The sequence below is a fragment of the Thalassospira xianhensis MCCC 1A02616 genome (assembly GCF_003326475.1).
GTDB lineage: Bacteria > Pseudomonadota > Alphaproteobacteria > Rhodospirillales > Thalassospiraceae > Thalassospira > Thalassospira xianhensis.
The window spans coordinates 105,776-125,286 of sequence record NZ_JPWA01000011.1; the positions used below are offsets into that span (position 1 = coordinate 105,776).

At 54.9% G+C, this 19,511-nt stretch carries 19 protein-coding genes; 14 read left to right on the forward strand and 5 right to left on the reverse strand.

Annotated features, from left to right (window positions below):
- Window positions 1–68: 68 nt before the first annotated feature.
- Both TH5_RS11030 and TH5_RS25495 read right to left on the reverse strand, forming a co-directional pair.
- Window positions 69–974, reverse strand: coding sequence for a PhzF family phenazine biosynthesis protein (locus TH5_RS11030; RefSeq protein WP_114121906.1), 906 nt, complete (start codon window positions 972–974; stop codon window positions 69–71).
- The gene (locus TH5_RS25495) at window positions 928–1,134 is read right to left on the reverse strand and encodes a hypothetical protein (RefSeq protein ID WP_167443526.1); all 207 of its coding nucleotides are present in this window, start codon (window positions 1,132–1,134) and stop codon (window positions 928–930) included. Before TH5_RS25495 ends, TH5_RS11030 begins: the two co-directional genes overlap by 47 nt.
- A gap of 137 nt (window positions 1,135–1,271) precedes the next feature.
- Between TH5_RS25495 and TH5_RS11035 the strand changes: the two genes are divergently transcribed.
- The gene (locus TH5_RS11035; protein WP_062960495.1) at window positions 1,272–2,168 is read left to right on the forward strand and encodes a LysR substrate-binding domain-containing protein; all 897 of its coding nucleotides are present in this window, start codon (window positions 1,272–1,274) and stop codon (window positions 2,166–2,168) included.
- Window positions 2,169–2,192: 24 nt separating this feature from the next.
- Here the strand turns inward: TH5_RS11035 and TH5_RS11040 are convergent, their stop codons facing one another.
- Entirely contained in the window at window positions 2,193–2,825 is a 633-nt protein-coding gene (locus TH5_RS11040; RefSeq protein WP_062950376.1) for a LysE family translocator, read from the reverse strand.
- Between the two features lie 198 nt (window positions 2,826–3,023).
- Here TH5_RS11040 and TH5_RS25315 point away from each other — a divergent pair, with 198 nt between their 5' ends.
- From TH5_RS25315 to TH5_RS11100, 13 genes are all read left to right on the forward strand, one after another.
- Window positions 3,024–3,356 (forward strand): hypothetical protein, encoded by a 333-nt coding sequence (locus tag TH5_RS25315; RefSeq protein ID WP_147250095.1) that lies wholly within the window; start codon window positions 3,024–3,026, stop codon window positions 3,354–3,356.
- Complete coding sequence (locus TH5_RS11045) at window positions 3,353–3,964, forward strand: RT0821/Lpp0805 family surface protein (protein ID WP_114121907.1); 612 nt, start codon at window positions 3,353–3,355, stop codon at window positions 3,962–3,964. Before TH5_RS25315 ends, TH5_RS11045 begins: the two co-directional genes overlap by 4 nt.
- A 240-nt stretch (window positions 3,965–4,204) precedes the next feature.
- Complete coding sequence (locus TH5_RS11050; RefSeq protein WP_062950372.1) at window positions 4,205–4,501, forward strand: SCP2 sterol-binding domain-containing protein; 297 nt, start codon at window positions 4,205–4,207, stop codon at window positions 4,499–4,501.
- Window positions 4,502–4,524: 23 nt separating this feature from the next.
- Window positions 4,525–5,196, forward strand: coding sequence for a DUF6134 family protein (locus TH5_RS11055; RefSeq protein ID WP_114121908.1), 672 nt, complete (start codon window positions 4,525–4,527; stop codon window positions 5,194–5,196).
- A 54-nt stretch (window positions 5,197–5,250) separates the two neighbouring features.
- Window positions 5,251–6,558 carry an OmpP1/FadL family transporter gene (locus TH5_RS11060; protein WP_114121909.1) on the forward strand — a complete coding sequence of 436 codons (1,308 nt, stop codon included), beginning with the start codon at window positions 5,251–5,253 and terminating at the stop codon, window positions 6,556–6,558.
- A gap of 98 nt (window positions 6,559–6,656) precedes the next feature.
- Window positions 6,657–8,348, forward strand: a complete 1,692-nt coding sequence (locus TH5_RS11065) for a long-chain-fatty-acid--CoA ligase (protein WP_114121942.1) — start codon at window positions 6,657–6,659, stop codon at window positions 8,346–8,348.
- A 104-nt stretch (window positions 8,349–8,452) separates the two neighbouring features.
- Window positions 8,453–8,857 carry a MerR family transcriptional regulator gene (locus TH5_RS11070; protein WP_114121910.1) on the forward strand — a complete coding sequence of 135 codons (405 nt, stop codon included), beginning with the start codon at window positions 8,453–8,455 and terminating at the stop codon, window positions 8,855–8,857.
- 47 nt (window positions 8,858–8,904) lie between these two features.
- Window positions 8,905–10,041, forward strand: a complete 1,137-nt coding sequence (locus tag TH5_RS11075) for a thiolase family protein (RefSeq protein ID WP_114121911.1) — start codon at window positions 8,905–8,907, stop codon at window positions 10,039–10,041.
- On the forward strand, window positions 10,041–12,368 hold the full coding sequence (locus TH5_RS11080) for a 3-hydroxyacyl-CoA dehydrogenase/enoyl-CoA hydratase family protein (protein WP_114121912.1): 2,328 nt from the start codon (window positions 10,041–10,043) through the stop codon (window positions 12,366–12,368). The genes TH5_RS11075 and TH5_RS11080 overlap by 1 nt, the downstream gene beginning before the upstream one ends.
- Window positions 12,369–12,386: 18 nt before the next feature.
- Window positions 12,387–14,171 (forward strand): acyl-CoA dehydrogenase C-terminal domain-containing protein, encoded by a 1,785-nt coding sequence (locus TH5_RS11085; protein ID WP_114121913.1) that lies wholly within the window; start codon window positions 12,387–12,389, stop codon window positions 14,169–14,171.
- Between the two features lie 55 nt (window positions 14,172–14,226).
- On the forward strand, window positions 14,227–14,757 hold the full coding sequence (locus tag TH5_RS11090; RefSeq protein WP_114121914.1) for a thioesterase family protein: 531 nt from the start codon (window positions 14,227–14,229) through the stop codon (window positions 14,755–14,757).
- Window positions 14,758–14,794: 37 nt separating this feature from the next.
- Window positions 14,795–15,601, forward strand: a complete 807-nt coding sequence (locus TH5_RS11095; protein ID WP_114121915.1) for an enoyl-CoA hydratase/isomerase family protein — start codon at window positions 14,795–14,797, stop codon at window positions 15,599–15,601.
- Between the two features lie 21 nt (window positions 15,602–15,622).
- Entirely contained in the window at window positions 15,623–16,516 is an 894-nt protein-coding gene (locus tag TH5_RS11100; RefSeq protein WP_114121916.1) for an SDR family oxidoreductase, read from the forward strand.
- A 225-nt stretch (window positions 16,517–16,741) separates the two neighbouring features.
- Here the strand turns inward: TH5_RS11100 and TH5_RS11105 are convergent, their stop codons facing one another.
- Window positions 16,742–17,224, reverse strand: coding sequence for a hypothetical protein (locus TH5_RS11105; protein WP_114121917.1), 483 nt, complete (start codon window positions 17,222–17,224; stop codon window positions 16,742–16,744).
- Between the two features lie 139 nt (window positions 17,225–17,363).
- On the reverse strand, window positions 17,364–19,457 hold the full coding sequence (gene mdoH, locus TH5_RS11110; RefSeq protein WP_244204885.1) for a glucans biosynthesis glucosyltransferase MdoH: 2,094 nt from the start codon (window positions 19,455–19,457) through the stop codon (window positions 17,364–17,366).
- Between the last annotated feature and the right edge of the window lie 54 nt (window positions 19,458–19,511).

Sequence of the window (19,511 nt, forward strand, 5' to 3'; positions counted from 1 at the left end):
ATTCGGGATTGCCGGCAAGGCAAAACAAGCCCTCCCCGCCGGTCACCCTTGTAAAAACGAAGCTGCCCTTACACAAATAATTCCCCGGATGCCGCAAGCACCGCACCACCAGACAATTTGATGAAATCACCATCCAGCTCGATGCGAATCACACTGGGCCGGTCCATTTCAACGCCCTGTATGATCCTGACCGATGCGTTCACATCCGCATAACCGTACTTCGCCAATTGCCAGGCCAGCGGCCCCGCGGCACTGCCCGTTGCCGGGTCCTCGACAATACCGGCAATCGGATTGAAGAAACGCGCATGCGCGGTCATGCTTCTGTCTTCCGGATCAAGCGAGAACAGATAAATCCCCTCCGCCCCAACCGTTGCCAGAATATCGCGAAGACGGCGCACATCGGGTTCCACATTGGTAATGACAGATCGGCTACGCATCGGGACCAGAAGATGTGCCGTGCCGGTGTAAACGGTTTGCACCGGTACATTGCCAATACCAATGTCGTCACGCGAAATACCAAGCACCAAGGCAAGCGCATCCAGATCAGAAAGAACCGCCCGGCCTTCTGCTGGTGCCTGATCCATGGTCACAGTAATCCCGTCTTTTCCTTTCAGGACTTCAACAGGCAGATCACGACCACCGATTTCCTGGGTAAATTCCCTCTGACCGGCGGGTAGCAAACCAAGATGACCAAGCAGCCACCATGCCCCCAAAGCATTGTGACCGGTTCCGCCAACCTCGACCCCCGCACCGGTAAAGGAGCGAAGTTTCCAATCCGCACCGCCGGCAGTTTTCGGACGCATCAGGAAGGTCGTTTCAGACAAATTGAACTCGCGCGATATCGCCTGCATCACGGTGGTCGATAAATCATCCGCATCCATCACCACCGCAAGCGGATTGCCGCCAAGCACCGATGACGCAAAAACATCAACGATATGATACGGATGAGTTTTCGTCGTTTTCGCGATGCTCATCATGTTCTCCTGTATTTTGAAAATGACGGTAGCCCGTAAAAACACCGCACGGGCGCAATGGCAGATCGTCAAGCATCCGGGGCGTGAAACCTGCCAAGGGATCGGGATCGGCCGGTGGCGCAAAGAACATCTGAAAAAGACCGCACAGGAAATCCTTCATTTCACCTTCCACCTTTAGATGAACTAAATCTTCTGCTCTGCCGATCCGGGATCAGCGGGCATTGCATGATTGACATTCATGCAGATCGTGTGAATGGTTCAATTCATGGATTTTGAAACGATTTTAGATTTTCTAAAATGAAACGAACGCCACTTCCCCCGTTAAACAGTCTGCGCGCCGCCGAGGCGATTGGCCGAAACGGAACACTTCTGCGCACGGCCGACGAACTCAACGTCACGCCAGGTGCAGTTAGCCAGCAGCTTAAAACGCTTGAACAATTTCTGGGGCTGGAGCTTTTTGCCCGAACCGACAAGGGCATGATCCCGACCGAAGCGGGTCAACGATTACTGCCGGGATTAAGCGATGCATTTACCCGCATCCGCGACAGCATTGCCGCAGCAACCCGACAGGACGAAAACGTTCTGACCGTGACAACCGGGGTGATTTTTGCCGGAAAATGGCTGGTGCCGCGTCTTGGCCGGTTCCGTGACCGCCATCCGGAAATTGATATCCGGATTTCAACCGACAATCGGCTGACATCGTTTGATCGTGACGATGTTGACATCGGGGTACGGTTCGGCCGCGGTGGCTGGGAAGGATTGCGGGTGCACAAGCTTCTTGAACAGCAGATGCTGCCGGTTTGCGCCCCATCACTCAAGGACCGCTTTCGCGAGCCGGCCGACATCGCGCGCGGGCCCCGCATTGTCGACCGCCTCAGTTTTTTCGCCTGGCAGGACTGGCTCAATGCGGCCGGAACGGATGAACCACTTTCGGGGCAGGAAATCACATTTTCCGACGGATATCTCGCACTTGAAGCCGCAATGGCCGGACATGGTGCAATGCTTGGCTGGCCCGTCATCATTCAGGACGCATTGCGCAATGGCGATCTGATTGAACCGTTCAAAATCTGCGCCCCGACGCCCTATGCCTACTGGCTCGTGTCATCGGAATCCCGCTGGAACCGCCCAACGGTGCGGGCGTTCCGGAACTGGATCATCGAAGAAGTAAAAAGCTTTGCGTCGCAGACAGGCTAACCGGGCGATCAAAAACTCGTTTGATCAAACCGGCAATATGCCAATGATGACCCGCATCGCAATCACGACAAACAATATCGCGATGATGCGTTCGATCCACATCGAGTGTGCGCGCAGCCATGGCAAAACCGCGCCATGCGACAAACCGACCGCAACAAGGCAGTACCAGGCCGCATCAATCCCCGCCGCGGTGAAAGCCAGCAGGAATTTACCGCCCCATTCAAATTCCGGGGACACGAACTGACTGAACAGGGCCAGGAAAAACAGCGCGATCTTCGGGTTCAGAAACGCGATCATGAAACCGTCACGCGCCGCCTGCGTCATTGTTTCGGCAACCTGCCCGCCCTGCTCGGACTCGAACCGCGCACCCGATCCTGCCGCACGCCATGCCCTGATCGCCAGATAGATCAGATAAAGTGCGCCAAGAACGCTGACGATATTGCGAAATGCCGGAACCGTCTGGAAAAGTATGCCAAGGCCGGTCATGGTGATGACGGCATAAAAACCGACGCCCAATCCATGCGCCACCGCACATGCAAATCCTGCCTGACGGGATTGTCCGACGGAATAACGCAAAACAACCGCAAGGCTGGGACCGGGTGTCATCGCACCCAGAATGCAGATTGTCGCAACAGACAACCACGCGGCAAATGTCATGACGTTTCCCTTGGTATCTTGGCGGTTTTGTTATCGCGCTTATGAGCGCCAACAAGCTATCGGGATGTTTGAACCGTTTCAACGCAAATGATGTTTCAAAATCGCATCAATCACCTGCGGAAACGCGTTCTGAATCAAGGCATTCCCGAATGCCTTTTTGTTACCTTATCTGCCGCACTCTCTCCTTAAAGCGGCCCAATGCCTTCCTTATTGCCCGATCAGACTGCTTTCATCGGTGGTTTATCCATTTCCCGAAATACCGCCGCGATAAAACAAAAAGGGAAGGACATGAGAGAGATGCGACACATAGCCATTACATTGGCCGTTGCGAGCACATTGGGATTATCGGCCTGCAGCGGTTTGGGTGATAGAGACCAGAAAATGCTGAGCGGTGCCGCCATCGGCGCTGGCGTTGGCGTTGTTGGTACAGCAGTTACCGGTGGATGTATTTCCTGCGGCGCTGTGATCGGCGGGCTGGTCGGCACGGGTGCCGGCTACATTCTTCATGAAAATGAGGAGCGCCGGAAATGACACATTCAAAATGGACCCGACGCGTTATGGCGATTGCCATTTCGGTCGGAATTGCCGCACCTGTCGCAATTCCGACGACCGCCTTTGCAGATCCGCCGTCCTGGGCACCTGCACACGGTTATCGGGCGAAACAAAAAAACAAGCATTATCACCACAAGAATTATGACCGTGGTTATCGGTCCGACATGTTTGTTTCGGATGGCAATTTCCTGCGATGCAACCGCGATGTGATTGGCGCACTGATCGGTGGCGGCGCAGGGACTGCAATCGGATCGACAATCGGCAAAGGCAGCGGTCGTGACGCGGCAATGATTGGCGGCGCCATCCTGGGCCTGCTGGGTGGATACTCCGTGGGGCAAAGCCTTGATCAGGCTGACGTTGCCTGCACGGGATATGCATTGCAGCAAATTCCCGACGGGCAGACAGCGCGCTGGATCAACCCCGATTCGCAACGCCAGTTCAACATGACGCCAACCCGGACATGGCAGAACACGGCTGGCCGTTACTGCCGCGAATACACGGCAACAACTGTCATCGGCGGAAGGCAACAGCAAAGCTACGGCACAGCCTGCATGCAGCCTGACGGCAATTGGCAGATTGTATCCTGAGATCCTGGCTCCGGATTACGACTTATACGCGTAATCGTATCCTGATATCTCCCAAAAGACCCGGAACTTCCGGGTCTTTTGCTATTTCAGGGAACAATAAGGCAGTTGATTATTTATCCAAATCAGTGACTTAATAGGCGCAGAAGTATCCATATAGTAATTTGTTTTACGTTAACGTCACTTTGCGTTACAGTGCTGACATAAACAAAAAAACAACATCAGCTTCACAGGGAGGCGTTCGTGGAGGATATCCTCGAATCCGTAAAACAGAAACTTCCGCAATTGCGCGGTCTTAATGCCGTGGTTGCCTTCGATTGCGGAGAGGACGGGCATATCGTCATTGATGCCACCGGTCCGGAACCGGAAATCAGCGATGATGATATCAGCGACGCGGACTGCATCCTGAAAATCAAGAAAGCCAATCTGGAAAAGATGATTGCCGGCAAACTTGATCCGATGCTCGCCTTTACAATGGGCAAGCTCAAGATCAAGGGCTCCATGGGAGTCGCGGCAAAACTTTCATCCATGCTGGATTGATTTCTATCGTCAGGGGAACAGGGATGCGGCACAGCTTTATCAAAAGCACCGTTCTTTGCACTTTGGCCGCCGGCCTGATCGGAAGCCTTGGTGCAATCTCATCGGCACATGCCGACGAAACGCTGAATTACCAGGTCTTGAAGGATGGTGAACCCATCGGCTTTGAAACGGTCGAAATCACCGACACGCCCGATGGTTATACAGCCGCCATCACCACACGCACCGATGTGAAAGTCCTTTTCCTTCAATTCCAGTATGGCCATTCACGCCTTGAAAAATGGCGGAACGATCAACTTGTGTCCGTTGATACCGACACAAATGATGACGGCACCCCATATGTCTACAAGGCTGAATACGAAGGTGGCTGTTTCGAGGTCGCCGGCAAGGGTGTTGCGAAACGCGATGCCTGCGATGGTGCATGGCCCCTTACGCTCTGGCGCGAGGACGTCACCACGAAAACAAGCCTTTACAGCGTAATCAATGCCGAACCTTACGCTGTGACAACCCGGAAAACCGGGACAGAAACACTTGCCATCAATAACCGGGAAATACCCGCCACACACTATGTCATGACCGGGGATGTCCAACGCGATCTCTGGTATGGCGACGACGGCAGGCTTCTGAAAACAAGTTTCAAAAGAAAGGGTTACGACATCGACTTTATCCGGGTCGATGCCAAAGACCTTCAAAAATAAAAGCGGGCGCAAAAAGCGCAAATTCCAAAACCGTTTAGATCCAGGGAGATACCCATGACGTCCAAATTCAAGAAAGGCTGCCTGTGGGGGGCAGCTTCCGGAACAGCACTCATCTGCGCCCTTGCCGCAAGCGGTAGCGCGCATGCATCAGGTTTTCAGGTACGCGAAACCAGCGGCACATTACAGGGTTCCAGCTTTGCTGGTATGTCGACGCTCTCAACCGATGCATCGACCATGTTTTATAACCCCGGTACCGTCGGGCAATATAAGGAAACGAGCTACAGTGTTGGTGGCACGTTGATTATGCCTGTCGCGAAAGCGAAAAACATTGAGGCATCCGGAGGCCTTGTCACAAACACTCAGACCTTCAACAACGGCAGCTATAAAGATATGGCGCAAGATGCCTTTGTTCCCAACGCACATGCTGTCTGGAAACTTAATGAACAGTTAAATCTGGGTGTTTCAATTACGTCACCATGGGGACTGGTCACTGACTATGAACCTGATTTTGCAGGGCGCTTTTATGGCACAACCTCCAAAATCCAGACCATAAATATCAAGCCTGTTCTTGCCTATAGATTTGATAACGGGTTGTCGATCGGTGCTGGACCTCAAATTCAGCAGATGGATGCGTCGCTCGCCCGATCGGTTCCAAATCTTGCTGGTGCGGGCGAAGGAAACAGTGAAGTAAGTGGTGATTCAGTGGATGCCGGCTGGGCTGCTGGTATCAACTGGGAAGTGATTGATGGCACGAAACTCGGTCTTTCCTACAACTCTGAAATCAAGCACGAACTTGACGGCAAAATAGACTTTGATACAGCCGCCAACGCACTTGGCTATACAGACAGGAATGCAACGGCAGAAGTCATCACACCAGAATCAATCACCTTTGGCGTCTCCCAGAAGCTGAGCAGTCAGTGGACCGTTATGGCAGACGCCCAGTGGACCAACTGGAACTCCATCGACACGCTCACCTTCAACTATGATGGCGATATTAGTCCACAAGCCGGAACGCAAAGCTCAACCTCTGACGAATACAAGTGGGGTAGCGCTTGGTTTGCATCACTTGGCGCAAGATACCAGTATGACGATAACTGGTCCTTTACGGGTGGCGTCGCCTTTGATGAATCGCCAATAAAAACCGAATATCGCAATGTGAGATTGCCTGATTCCGACCGGTATTGGGTCTCACTTGGTGCCGCATACAAGGTTGCAGACTGGGCGGCCGTAAGCCTTGGATATACCCACGTCTTCGCAAACTCGGCACGGGTTGACGAAACGGATACATTCCTTGGCAGCTATGCAGCCGACTACGATGCGCACGTCGACATCATCGCTCTACAGGCGAATTTCAAGTTCTGATCGGTTATACTGTTCGATGCGGGATGGCAGTTTGCCATTCCGCACCGGGCGGTTTTTTTTGCCCGCAAAGTGACGTTAACGTAATGGAGTTAACGCGTATGAACCAAATAAACGTCCAAGACGCGCCTGTCCTGCAAAATGGTGTCGATGTCAGCTCGCCGGTGCGCATGCGCCCGGTTCACGAGATTTTTGATGATGCCGCAAAGCGTTTTGCCAAGCGCCCATGTCTTGATTTCCTTGGTCGTATTTACGACTACGAAGACATTTCCAGACAGATTGATCGCGTCGCAGAAGGCTTTCATCAGCTTGGCGTGCGTAAAGGTGACAAGGTCGGCCTTTGCCTGCCCAACACCCCCTATTACGTGATCTGCTACTATGCCGTGCTGAAATGCGGTGGTGTCGTTGTCAATTTCAACCCGCTTTATGCCAAGCGCGAGATCGCCTACCAGATCGAGGATTCCGGTTGCCGCCTGATGGTAACGCTTAATCTGAAGCAGATTTATTCCAAGGTTGCCGATTGCCTTGACGTAACCTGTCTGAAACGGATCGTCGTCTGCGAGATGAGCGATATCCTGCCGCCGGTCAAAAGCGTTCTTTTCAGCCTGTTCAAGCGTAGTGAGCTTGCCGAAATCCCCAAAGATCTGCGTCATATCCCCTTCTCCCGGCTGATCGACTGCAAACCCATAAATTTCGGTGCCGACGTGACGGTCAACGACCTGGCGGTATTGCAATATACCGGCGGCACAACCGGCCGCCCCAAGGGGGCAATGCTGACCCACGGGAATCTCAGCGCCAATGTCGATCAGCTGACACGCTGGATGCCCGATGCAAATCCCGGCCATGAAGTCACACTGTGTGTGCTGCCATTTTTCCACGTCTTTGCCATGACCGTGGCGCTTAACACGTCGATCAATCTTGGCGCGGAACTTGTTTTGCAACCGCGCTTTGAACTTGATGCCCTACTAAAGGCACTCGACAAGAAAAACGTTACGATCTTCCCGGGTGTCCCGACAATCTATACCGCGATCAATAACTCACCTGAAACGCCAAAGCATGATCTGTCTTCAGTCCGCTGCTGTATTTCGGGTGGTGCGCCGCTTCCTGTTGAAGTCAAACACCGGTTTGAAGAAATCACCGGCGCCAAAGTAGTCGAAGGTTATGGCCTGACCGAAGCAAGCCCCGTCTGCACATGCAACCCGATAAAAGGCATCAACAAAGAAGGATCGATAGGTATCCCGATGCCCGGCGCCGAAATCCAGATCAGGTCGCTTGACCGACCGGATCAGATCATGCCGACCGGTGAGAAAGGCGAGGTTTGCGTTCGCGGCCCGCAGGTGATGCCAGGATACTGGCAGAACGACGCCGCAACCAAGGAAACCTTTGTCGATGGCTGGCTCAAGACCGGCGATGTGGGTTATGCCGATCAGGACGGATATATATTTCTGGTTGATCGACTGAAAGACGTTATTTTATGCAGCGGTTACAATGTCTATCCGCGCGCCATTGAAGAAGCGCTTTACCTTCATGAACAGATCGCCGAGGTCACGGTTATCGGTGTACCGGATCAATATCGCGGTCAGGCACCAAAGGCCTTTGTCCGCCTGAAAGACGACGCCGCAGGCGTGACCGCAGAAGATCTTCGGATGTTCCTTGACGACAAGATTTCGAGAATCGAAATGCCACGCGAAATCGAGATCAGGGAAGAACTTCCAAAAACCATGGTCGGCAAATTGTCGAAAAAAGAACTGGTCGAGGAAGAACGCCTAAAACGCGAAGGAAAAGCACAATAATTCAATACGTTAACGTCATGTCACACATAACGGAAAAAATCAAAGTGACGTTAACGTAAACTAATTGACGTAAAGATAAAAATATATACCATAAGGGCGATCAAATGACGAAAATTGACGACCGGTTTTATACCGTTCCCGAACTGGCCGAAAATCTGGGGGTTACGCCACGCACCATCCGGTTTTACGAACAAAAGGGTCTCGTAGCACCACAACGTGCTGGCACGACAAGGATCTACACCCGGCAGGACAGGGCAAGAATGCTGATCATCCTGCGGGGCAAGAGGCTGGGCTTCACGCTGAAGGAGATTGCAGATTATCTGGATCTTTACGGCGCAGACCCCACCCAGGCAGAGCAGATCAAGATGCTGCTGACCCGCGTCCGGGAACGGATAGACGCCCTGGAAGATCAACGCCAGGCACTGGACGTCACTTTGGACGAATTGCGCGAAATCGAACAACAATCGATTGATGCGCTTAAAGAAAAAGGACTCGATCCGGTAGCGTAACAATTGCTTTCCGGAATCGCTGACAGCTCAGGAAGGAATACTTCGCCATGACCAATGCCGTTATTGCCGGATATGTCCGGTCGCCTTTCACCCCGGCACGTAAAGGTGCCCTTGCCAAGGTCCGTCCTGACGATCTTGCTGCACAGGTTGTCAAAGGTCTGGTGGAAAAAACCGGTATCGATCCCAACACGATCGAGGATCTGGTTCTGGGCTGTGCCTTCCCCGAAGGCGAACAGGGACTTAACGTCGCCCGCCTGATCACTTTCCTTGCCGGTCTGCCGCGTTCTGTTGGCGGTGTCACGGTCAACCGTTTCTGCGGATCGTCCATGCAATCGATCCATCAGGCAGCAGGTGCCATCGCGATTGGTGCCGGTGATGCCTTCATCTGTGCCGGTATCGAAAGCATGTCGCGCGTGCCGATGATGGGCTTCAACCCGATGCCAAACCCGGCCCTCTATAAGGAAATGCCCGAGGCATATATGGGCATGGGCGACACCGCAGAAAATGTCGCGACCAAATACAGCCTTTCGCGCACCGATCAGGAAGCCTTTGCCGTAGAAAGCCATAAAAAGGCCGCCGCAGCACAGGCAGCAGGCAAATTTGGCGATGAAATCATCCCGATTGAAGGCCCCGATGGCACAATCGCCGAAGATGGCTGCATTCGCGGCGACACCACAGCCGAAGGCCTTGCCGATCTGAAACCGGCCTTCAAGGCGGATGGTGTTGTCACCGCCGGAACATCCTCGCCGCTGACCGATGGCGCATCGGCCGTTCTGGTTTGCTCCGAAGAATATGCCAAGAAACACGGCCTGACCCCGCTGGCGCGGATCAAATCTGTTGCTGTCGATGGCTGCCTGCCGGAAATCATGGGAATCGGGCCGGTTGGCGCCTCGAAAAAGGCACTGGCGCGCGCTGGTATCAAGGCATCCGACCTTAATGTCGTTGAACTGAACGAAGCTTTCTCGTCGCAGGCAATGGCCAGCATTTCCGACCTTGGTCTGGATATCAAAACCGTCAATATCGACGGTGGTGCACTGGCCATCGGGCATCCGCTTGGCGCAACGGGCGCACGTATTGTTGGCAAGGCCGCCGCCCTACTGAAACGTGAAGGCGGCAAATACGCACTTGCCTCGCAATGTATTGGCGGGGGTCAGGGGATCGCGACCATTCTGGAGGCGATGTAATGGCCCAGGAAATCAAACAGGTCGCCGTTATCGGCGCCGGTGTTATGGGCGCGGGGATCGCCGCCCATATCGCCAACTCGGGCACGCCCGTTCTGTTGCTTGATATCGTTCCCGAAGGATCAAAAAACCGCAACGCGGTTGCCGAGGGTGCGGTTGCCAAAATGCTGAAAACCGATCCGGCCCCGTTCATGTCCAAACGCGTGGCAAAGCTGATCACGTGCGGCAATATCGAGGACGACCTTGATAAACTGGCCAAATGTGACTGGATCGTCGAGGCCGTCATCGAACGCCTGGATATCAAGCAGGATCTGTATCGCAAAATTGACGCGGTTCGCGCCAAGGGATCGGTTGTCTCGTCAAACACCTCGACCATTCCGCTTGCCACATTGATCGATGGCATGGGCGACGGGTTTGCGCAGGATTTCATCATCACGCATTTCTTCAACCCGCCGCGCTATATGCGTTTGCTGGAACTGGTCGGATCAAACGTCACCCGAAACGGTGTCATCGACATGGTCGCGGAATTTGCCGACCATAAACTGGGCAAGACCTGTGTCATCTGCCATGACAAGCCGGGCTTTATCGCCAACCGCCTTGGTGTCTACTGGATTCAGGCCGCAATGGTCGAAGCCATGGACCGGGGATTGACCGTTGAAGAAGCCGACAGCGTCATTGGTCGCCCGTTCGGTATCCCCAAAACCGGTGTCTTTGGCCTGATGGATCTGGTGGGTCTGGATTTGATGCCGCATGTCCAATCGAGCATGGCAGGTAGCCTTGATAAATCCGATCCGTTCCACGCCATTTACCGCGAAAGTGATCTGGTCGGAAAACTGATCGCGGATGGCTATACCGGCCGCAAGGGCAAGGGTGGTTTTTACCGTCTGAACCGTGAAGGGGGCGAAAAGGTCAAGGAATCGGTCAATCTTCAGACCGGTGAATTTGCCAAATCGGAAAAAGCCCGCCTTGAAAGCGTCCGATCTGCCGGTAAAGACCCGCGCAAAATGATGGAAGCAAAGGACAAGGGGGGCCTTTATGGCCGTGCCGTGATGGCCAAAACCATTGCCTATGCCGCCTTCATCGCCGAAGAAGCCGCCAATTCGATTGTCGATGTCGATGACGCGATGAAACTTGGCTATGCGTGGAAAACCGGTCCGTTCGAACTGATCGATGCCATCGGGGTCGATACCCTGATTGCCATGCTTGAAGCGGACGGTATCGAGGTCCCGGCATTACTAAAAAAGGCGGCCGGGAAATCGTTTTACAAGGTCGAAGACGGCACGCTGTTCTTCCTTGGTTTTGATGGCAAATACGCCAAGGTCGTTCGCCCGGACGGTGTTCTTCTGCTTGAAGACATCAAACGCAAATCTGAACCGGTTGTCGGTAACCGCGCCGCATCGCTTTGGGATATCGGTGATGGCGTTGCCTGCCTTGAATTCCATACCAAAATGAATGCGCTTGATGCTGACGTTCTTGGCATGGTCAAGACATCCATCCGGACTGTCAAAAAGCAGTTCAAGGCAATGGTGATCTATAACGAAGGCAGCAATTTCTCCGCCGGGGCCAACCTTGGTCTGGCGCTGTTTGCCGCCAATATCGCCGCGTGGCCGGAAATCGAAAACCTCGTTGAAACCGGTCAGGAAACCTACAAGGCCCTTAAATATTCGCCCTTCCCGGTTGTTGGCGCACCCAGCGGCATGGCACTGGGCGGTGGCTGCGAGGTGCTTCTGCATTGTGACGCGGTGCAGGCCCACGGGGAAACCTATATCGGTCTGGTCGAGCCCGGTGTTGGCCTGATCCCGGCCTGGGGCGGGTGCAAGGAAATGATCCGTCGCTGGTCCGAAAACCCGAAATTCCCCAAGGGCCCGATGGCACCAAGTGCCAAGGCATTTGAAATCATTTCGGTGGCAACCGTTGCCAAATCCGCAATGGAAGCCAAGGAAAACCTGTTCTTCCGCGAGGGTGATGGCATCACCATGAACCGCAACCGTCTGCTGGCCGATGCCAAGGCACGCGCGCTTTCAATGGTCGAGGATTACGAAGCCCCCGAAGAATTCACCTATCGCCTTCCGGGCGAAAGCGCACGGGTTGCCTTCGAGATGGCCGTTGATGGTTTCTATCGCCTCGGCAAAGCCACCGATTACGACCGCGTCGTCGCAGGTGAACTTGCCAGGGTTCTCGCCGGTGGTGACACCGACGTCACCGAAGAACTTTCCGAAGACGATATTCTGGAACTGGAGCGCGAAGGCTTCATGCGTCTGGTCCGCAACGAAGGCACCATGGCCCGGGTCGAGCATATGCTGCTGACCGGCAAGCCGTTGCGAAACTAGGACGAGGAGGACAGAAAAATGGCCCAATATAAAGCACCGCTGCGCGACATGCGCTTCGTCCTGACCGAACTGTTTGACTATAACGACATCAACCAGATGCCCGGATGCGAGGATTTCACACCGGACGTTGTCGATGCCGTTCTCGAAGAAGCCGCCAAGGTCTGCGAGGAACTCCTGTTCCCGATCAACCGTTCGGGTGACGAGGAAGGCTGTCATTGGGATGATGGTGTCGTCACCACGCCCAAGGGCTTCAAGGAAGCCTATCAGACCTTTGCCGAAGGCGGATGGACCGGCATTGCCTGCGATCCTGTCTATGGCGGTCAGGGTGCCCCGAAAACGATCAATGCCCTGGTCGAAGAAATGATCTGTTCGACCAACCTGTCATTTGGGATGTATCCGGGTCTGTCTTTTGGGGCCTATGCTGCCCTTCACAGCCACGCCTCGAACGAACTGAAGGACAAGTATCTTCCGAAAATGGTCGACGGCACGTGGGCTGGCACCATGTGTCTGACCGAACCGCATTGCGGTACCGATCTTGGCATCATCAAGACCAAGGCCGAACCGCGTGAAGACGGATCCTATGCCATTTCCGGCACCAAGATTTTCATCTCGGCCGGGGAACATGACCTGACGGAAAACATCATCCATCTGGTTCTGGCAAAGCTGCCCGATGCGCCCAAGGGGACCAAGGGTATTTCCCTGTTCCTTGTCCCGAAATTCATGGTTGGCGACGACGGAACCCTTGGGCATCGCAACGCGGTCAAATGCGGGTCGATCGAACACAAGATGGGCATCAAGGCATCCGCCACCTGTGTCATGAACTTTGACGGCGCAATCGGCTATCTGGTCGGTGAACCGCACCAAGGCATGCCCGCCATGTTCACCATGATGAACCAGGAACGCCTTTCGGTCGGCATTCAGGGCCTGGGCCTTGGAGAAGCCGCCTATCAGGGGGCGGCGGCCTATGCCCGTGACCGCCTGCAAGGCCGGGCATTGACCGGCCCCAAAAGCCCGGACAAACCCGCCGACTCCCTGTTGGTGCATCCCGATGTACGCCGGATGCTTCTGACCGCACGCGCGACCAACGAAGGCTGCCGGGCGATGGGCATTTGGGTGGCGCGCGCGCTTGATACCGCCAAACACCATGCCGATCCGGTCAAACGCGAAGAAGCCGACGAATTCGTCCAGTTGATGACGCCAATCGTCAAGGCCCTGTTCACCGATTGGGGTTTCGATAACACCAATCTTGGCGTGCAGGTTTTTGGCGGGCACGGTTACATCCGAGAATGGGGCATGGAACAATATGTTCGTGATGCCCGCATCGCCCAGATTTACGAAGGCACCAACGGCATTCAGGCGCTTGACCTTGTCGGACGTAAAATGCCGGCAAAGGCCGGTCGTTACCTTCGGCGTTTCTTCCATCCGGTGCAGGAATATATCGAAGCCAACGTCTCCAAGGACGGGCTTGGCGATTTTGTTCAGCCACTGGCAAAGGCCTTCATGCGTTTGCAGCAGGCCACCGGTGAACTGGCCCAACGCGGCATGAAAAACCCGAACGAAGCCGGGGCTGCGGCCACCGAATTCCTGCGTCTGTTTGGTCTGGTCGCGGTCGGTTTCATGTGGGCCCGCATGGCCGAAGTCGCCCTTGCCAAAAAGGACGACGATCCGGACGGTTTCTATAAGGCGAAACTGATCACCGCCAAATTCTATATGGAACGCATCCTGCCGCAGTCTGGCGCACTTTTCAGCGCGATGATGGCGGGGTCTGGCACCATGATGGAACTGGACGAGGATCTGTTCTGATCATGCAAACGGGCCGCATCCCTCACCCGGCAAGCATTGGCGCAAGGAGCCTGTCGTGAATCTGATTTTCCGACTGATCCGTGTGCTGGTCTTGTCCTGGTTGCGGCCCGGTCTGCACCCGCTTGATCCGTCTGTCTTGTCATTTCGGGCGTGGCCATTGGATCTGGATATCAATGTCCATATGACCAATTCGCGGTACTTCGCATTGATGGATCTGGGGCGCACCGAACTGATCCTGCGCAACGGCATCGCAAGACAGATGTTCAAACGCAAATGGCAGCCTGTCGTGTCCGGGTCCACCATGCGGTTCAAGCGCGCGATCAAACCGTTTCAGCGCTTCGGTCTCGAAACCCGGGCGCTTTATTGGGACGAAAAGGGTTTCTATCTGGAACAGCGCTTTACCGCGAAGGGCAAGACACTGGCACTGGGCGTTGTGAAGGCCGTGTTTGTCGGCCCTGATGGCATCGTCCCACCCGAACAGATTTGCCGTCTGGTGGGTGCGGATGAAACATCACCGGTCATGCCCGACTGGCTTTCGGGCTGGCCAGACATGGAAACCGCCATCGAAGCACGGCTTGCCGCCTGACAAAAAGAACCGGGTGCAAACCCGCGGGAGAATTCACATGACTTCAACTGATGCCGTCTTGCTTGCGATCACCGATCAGATCGCAACGATCACCCTGAACCGGCCCGACCGGATGAATGCGCTTGATCAGTCCATGATCGAAGGGCTTGGCACCGCGCTTGACCGGATCGAGGCGGACATTGCCAATATCGGTGCGGTCATTATCGAAGGATCAGGCGGCACGTTCATGGCCGGCGGCGATGTGAAGTTCTTTTATGAGCTGTCGCAAAACCCGGCGGAAGAATCCCGGCCCCAGATCGAAACCATGATCAACCGGGTCCACGACATCATCATCCGCCTCACCGCCCTGCCCCGTCCGGTCATTGCAAAGCTCGAAGGGGCGGTTGCCGGGTTTGGCATCAGCCTGATGAATGCCTGCGACCTTGCGGTTGCCGCCGAAGAAACCGTTTTCACACTGGCCTATATCCATATCGGCACGTCACCGGATGGCGGATCGACCCATTCGCTGCCCCGCCTTGTCGGCATGAAGAAAGCCAAGGAAATTGCCCTTCTCGGTGACCGGTTCACCGCGACCGACGCCCACGAATGCGGCCTGGTCAACAAGGTCGTCCCCGCCGATCAACTGGCATCGGCCACGGCAAAATATGCAACCCGCCTTGCCGCCGGTCCGCGCGATGCGCTTGCCCGAACCAAGGCGTTGCTCAATACCGCGCTTGAACATGATCTGGCCGAACAATTGGAACTGGAAGCCAAGGCTTTCACAAATTGCGCCGGAAGCCACGACTTCCGCGAAGGTGTCAGCGCCTTTGTCGAAAAACGCAGCCCGCAATTTGGCAAATCATAAGAAAATTCAGGGAAGAAAATCATGGCAAGTCTTGCAGGCAAAACACTGTTCATTACCGGCGCATCGCGCGGGATCGGCAAAGCCATCGCGCTGCGTGCGGCACGCGACGGGGCAAATATCGCAATCATCGCCAAAACCGATGAACCCCATCCCAAACTGCCCGGCACCATTCACAGTGCTGCCGCCGAGATCGAGGAAGCCGGTGGCAAGGCACTCGCCCTTAAAACCGATATTCGCGAAGAAGACCAGATCGCCGATGCGGTCGCCAGAACCGTCGAAACTTTTGGCGGGATCGACATCCTGATCAACAATGCCAGTGCGATCAACCTGACCCCGACCCTGGAAACACCGATGAAGCGGTTTGACCTGATGTATCAGGTCAACACGCGGGCCAGTTTCGCCTGCGCGCAGGCCTGCCTGCCGCATCTGATGAAATCCGAGAACCCGCATATCCTGACCATGTCGCCACCGCCCAACCTGTCGGCACAATGGTTTGCCAATCACACCGCCTATACGATTTCAAAATACGGTATGAGCCTCGTGACGCTGGGTCTTGCTGCGGAATTCGAGGATGAAGGTGTGGCCGTTAACTCGCTTTGGCCCGTCACCGTCATCGAAACCGCCGCCCTTAACATGATCCCCGGTCTTGAACAGGGACGTGCGCGTAGCCCCGAAATCCTTGCCGATGCCGCGCATGCCATCCTGACATCGCCTGCACGCGACGTTACGGGAGGCTTCTTCACCGATGAAAGCGTGCTTGAAGCCATCGGGATCACGGATTTCGAACCCTACAACCTGACACCGGGCAAGGCCCCCTATCCGGATTTCTTCCTTGAACTGGACCGGAACGGCAAAAACGATCCGGCCGTTGCCCGGCTTCTTGAAAAACTGTCTGCGGCACGCAAAGCCGCCTGAACCCTTTTTCGTCGGCGTTGGGGAGTGTGTGCCCTGACGTCATCGGGATCTGATTTCAATCGGGATCAGGTCCCACTCGCCCGCTGAACTCGACCCGCCCTTTGGGCGGGTTCTTTTTTGGCCATATGCACAAACAACAAAGCACCGCCTTTATGGCAGTGCTTCGTTGGGAATGCGCAAATGACGTTGAGGGTAAGACAAGTCAGCGCAAATCTTTTAAATTATTCAGGATGCGGCCCGGCGATCCAGCGACTGGCGCGGCATCACACAGCTTTTAATCGCCGGAGTCGGGCACATCATCTGTACCGACAGGGCAAGGGCCAGGTCTTTGTTGCTGTGTTCGCGATCCAGAAAACGCTCGGACCATGCCTTGTCGCAGTTGGCTGACAGAAACGCGCAACGCATCATGGCAAAACCGGAAGAACCAAAACAATTGTTCTGACCGCTTAGATCAGCAAACCAGCTTGCGATGGCATCATGGGCCGCCTGATCAAGGATGTCCTGCATGCTTTCTTTTTCCGTTGTCGCAACGGAGTCCTGCTGCAACGCGGTCCGCAGCTCGTTCACCAGACGCTGATGAGCCTGCGGATTATCAACACTGAACGAACGCAACCAGGCACGCGCGGTTTCATCGATCAAACGCGTCACGGCAGCAGATTCAAAAGCAGCGTAGGAAAAGCCTTTTGATGCGATGGTCAGATCAGTCATGTTTGCGGCCCCTTCGGGCTAAATGGCGACAATCGGTGATTAACTCTTTGGTAAGGATTATAATCACCTAAAAACCGCGGCATATTTTGATTAAATCAGGGCGTTTTTGTGGCGCGACCCATGCAAGAAAATCAATGCACTATGACGAATTAGCGGGCATTTTTGCGTTTTCGTCCTTTTTGCCAGCCATAATCTGATCAAGCGGTTTGACCGGCCACGACAGAATCTTGAGTTTCTCGTCTTTTGTCAGGCTTTCGACGCCCAACCGGGACAGCTTTTCATAGATGATCCCGATCTCGATCTGGGTACGACGGTCGGGTTTACGCGCGGGCAAAAGGGCCGAATGCAACGCGTTGGCAAACGGGTCCTCGATCAGGCGCAGCAACCCATCCTTGACATCTTCATCGGGCGCTTCCGCCGTCAGGCGCGCCAATGTCGCAAGTTCTTCGGGGGATTCGGTTTCTTCGGGTGTCACAAAAAGCTTCATCCGGCGCGCCGCACGCCCGATGGCAAGGCTGCTTGACCAATACGTCAGCCACGGTGCCAGAACAAGACCCGCCAGAATCGGCGACAGCCACCAGAAGAAGGCCGTATCCACAAATAGCGCCACCGCCCCCCAGATAAGGCCAATGACGATGATCGTCCGATGGGTTTTCAGTGCCGCCTTAAACGGCACCCCCGTATCATCACGTTCCTGCGCGTCCCAGCCAACCTGATTGCCGGTCAGAACCGAAAACACGAACTGCGCATGCAACATCATCATGATCGGTGCCTGAAGGGCAGAATAAAGCGTTTCAAGAACACCACTCGCCAGCACCATCACCCCGCCGTATTTCTTACGGTCACGGCCAAGGAAAACCATCAGGATCGAGATGATTTTGGGCACCACCAGCATACCGATGGTAAAGACCAGCAGCACCAGCATCTCGAACGACCGGTCAACCGGCCATTGCGGGAACATCGTGAACTGGCTGGGGAAAAAGCTGTAAGTCAGTTGCGTGTTCTGCAGCGTCGCAATCGTCGAAGACAGCAACAGCAAAAGCCACAGCGGCGACGAGCCAAAGCTCATGACCCCCATAAAGAAATGAAGACGGCTAAGCGGCCTGAATCCCGGCGCAAACAGAAGCCGCGCATGCTGCATGTTTCCCTGGCACCAGCGGCGATCACGGATTGCATAATCAATCAGGTTCGGCGGCAATTCTTCCCAGCTGCCTTCAAGCTGCGGGATCAGCCAGCAACGCCAGCCTGCCTTGCGCATAAAGGCGGCCTCGACAAAATCGTGGCTCAGGATATGTCCACCCATCGGCGGCTTGCCCGACAGAACCGGCAACCCGCAGCAATCAATGAAGGCCTGCACGCGAATGATCGCGTTATGGCCCCAATAGTTCGAACTGCCCATGCACCAGAACGAAAGACCGGCCGACATGGTCGGGCCATGAACGCGCGAAATGAATTGCAGGATACGGGCAAACAGGGTCTGGCGGCCGGTCGGCTGCGGCGGGCTCTGAATAATCCCGGCATCGGGATTGTTTTCCATCAGATAGGCCATATTCACCATGGCCTCGCCCGACATCACACTATCGGCATCAAAAACGATCATGTGATCGTAATGCGTCGCATAGGTTTCGCAGAATTCCTTGAGGTTCCCGGATTTGCGTTCGGTATTTTCCGCCCGACGACGGAAGAATATCTTGCCGCGCGCTTTCAAATCCGCGCAGGCCTTGGCCCATGCAACTTCCTCGGCGATCCAGATATCGGGATCACGGGTGTCGGACAAAACAAAGAAATCAAACGCATCAATTTCGCCCGTCGCGGCAAGGCTTTCATAACTCGCACGCAGTCCGGCAAACACCCGGTCCGGGTCTTCGTTATAGACCGGGATCACCACCACATTCTTGGATCTGAGCGACCCTTTGCGCGCAATCGGCTTCAACCGTTTCAGCGTAATGGCATCCAGCCCGAACCCACGCAGGAAAATGCCGACAATCCCGGTAAAGAAGGACACTGAAATCCATGCAAAGTTGATCGTGAAGAACGCAATGACCACCATTTCCATGACGGTAAGCTGATCCGCACCCAACACGTCCGCCATCAGCCACGCGGCATAGGCGGTCGCAAAAATCGACGCGCCAAACAGGAAAATGCGTCGCGACCCGACACCGGGACCGCGCAGCTTTACTGTCGGATCAAGGTTATCATCATCAACGCCGTTTTTGGCTGCACTATCGGACATGGGGTCGGAAATCCGGTTCATAAGGTTCTAGTTTTCCCTGAATGCAACTTGCGA

Excerpts from the sequence above, each read along its gene's own strand:
- TH5_RS11030 (WP_114121906.1), bottom strand. The coding sequence starts at position 974 with ATGAGCATCGCGAAAACGACGAAAACTCATCCGTATCATATCGTTGAT.
- TH5_RS25495 (WP_167443526.1), bottom strand. The coding sequence starts at position 1,134 with ATGAAGGATTTCCTGTGCGGTCTTTTTCAGATGTTCTTTGCGCCACCG.
- TH5_RS11035 (WP_062960495.1), top strand. The coding sequence starts at position 1,272 with ATGAAACGAACGCCACTTCCCCCGTTAAACAGTCTGCGCGCCGCCGAG.
- TH5_RS11040 (WP_062950376.1), bottom strand. The coding sequence starts at position 2,825 with ATGACATTTGCCGCGTGGTTGTCTGTTGCGACAATCTGCATTCTGGGT.
- TH5_RS25315 (WP_147250095.1), top strand. The coding sequence starts at position 3,024 with ATGCCTTCCTTATTGCCCGATCAGACTGCTTTCATCGGTGGTTTATCC.
- TH5_RS11045 (WP_114121907.1), top strand. The coding sequence starts at position 3,353 with ATGACACATTCAAAATGGACCCGACGCGTTATGGCGATTGCCATTTCG.
- TH5_RS11055 (WP_114121908.1), top strand. The coding sequence starts at position 4,525 with ATGCGGCACAGCTTTATCAAAAGCACCGTTCTTTGCACTTTGGCCGCC.
- TH5_RS11060 (WP_114121909.1), top strand. The coding sequence starts at position 5,251 with ATGACGTCCAAATTCAAGAAAGGCTGCCTGTGGGGGGCAGCTTCCGGA.
- TH5_RS11065 (WP_114121942.1), top strand. The coding sequence starts at position 6,657 with ATGAACCAAATAAACGTCCAAGACGCGCCTGTCCTGCAAAATGGTGTC.
- TH5_RS11070 (WP_114121910.1), top strand. The coding sequence starts at position 8,453 with ATGACGAAAATTGACGACCGGTTTTATACCGTTCCCGAACTGGCCGAA.
- TH5_RS11075 (WP_114121911.1), top strand. The coding sequence starts at position 8,905 with ATGACCAATGCCGTTATTGCCGGATATGTCCGGTCGCCTTTCACCCCG.
- TH5_RS11080 (WP_114121912.1), top strand. The coding sequence starts at position 10,041 with ATGGCCCAGGAAATCAAACAGGTCGCCGTTATCGGCGCCGGTGTTATG.
- TH5_RS11085 (WP_114121913.1), top strand. The coding sequence starts at position 12,387 with ATGGCCCAATATAAAGCACCGCTGCGCGACATGCGCTTCGTCCTGACC.
- TH5_RS11095 (WP_114121915.1), top strand. The coding sequence starts at position 14,795 with ATGACTTCAACTGATGCCGTCTTGCTTGCGATCACCGATCAGATCGCA.
- TH5_RS11100 (WP_114121916.1), top strand. The coding sequence starts at position 15,623 with ATGGCAAGTCTTGCAGGCAAAACACTGTTCATTACCGGCGCATCGCGC.
- TH5_RS11105 (WP_114121917.1), bottom strand. The coding sequence starts at position 17,224 with ATGACTGATCTGACCATCGCATCAAAAGGCTTTTCCTACGCTGCTTTT.
- mdoH (WP_244204885.1), bottom strand. The coding sequence starts at position 19,457 with ATGTCCGATAGTGCAGCCAAAAACGGCGTTGATGATGATAACCTTGAT.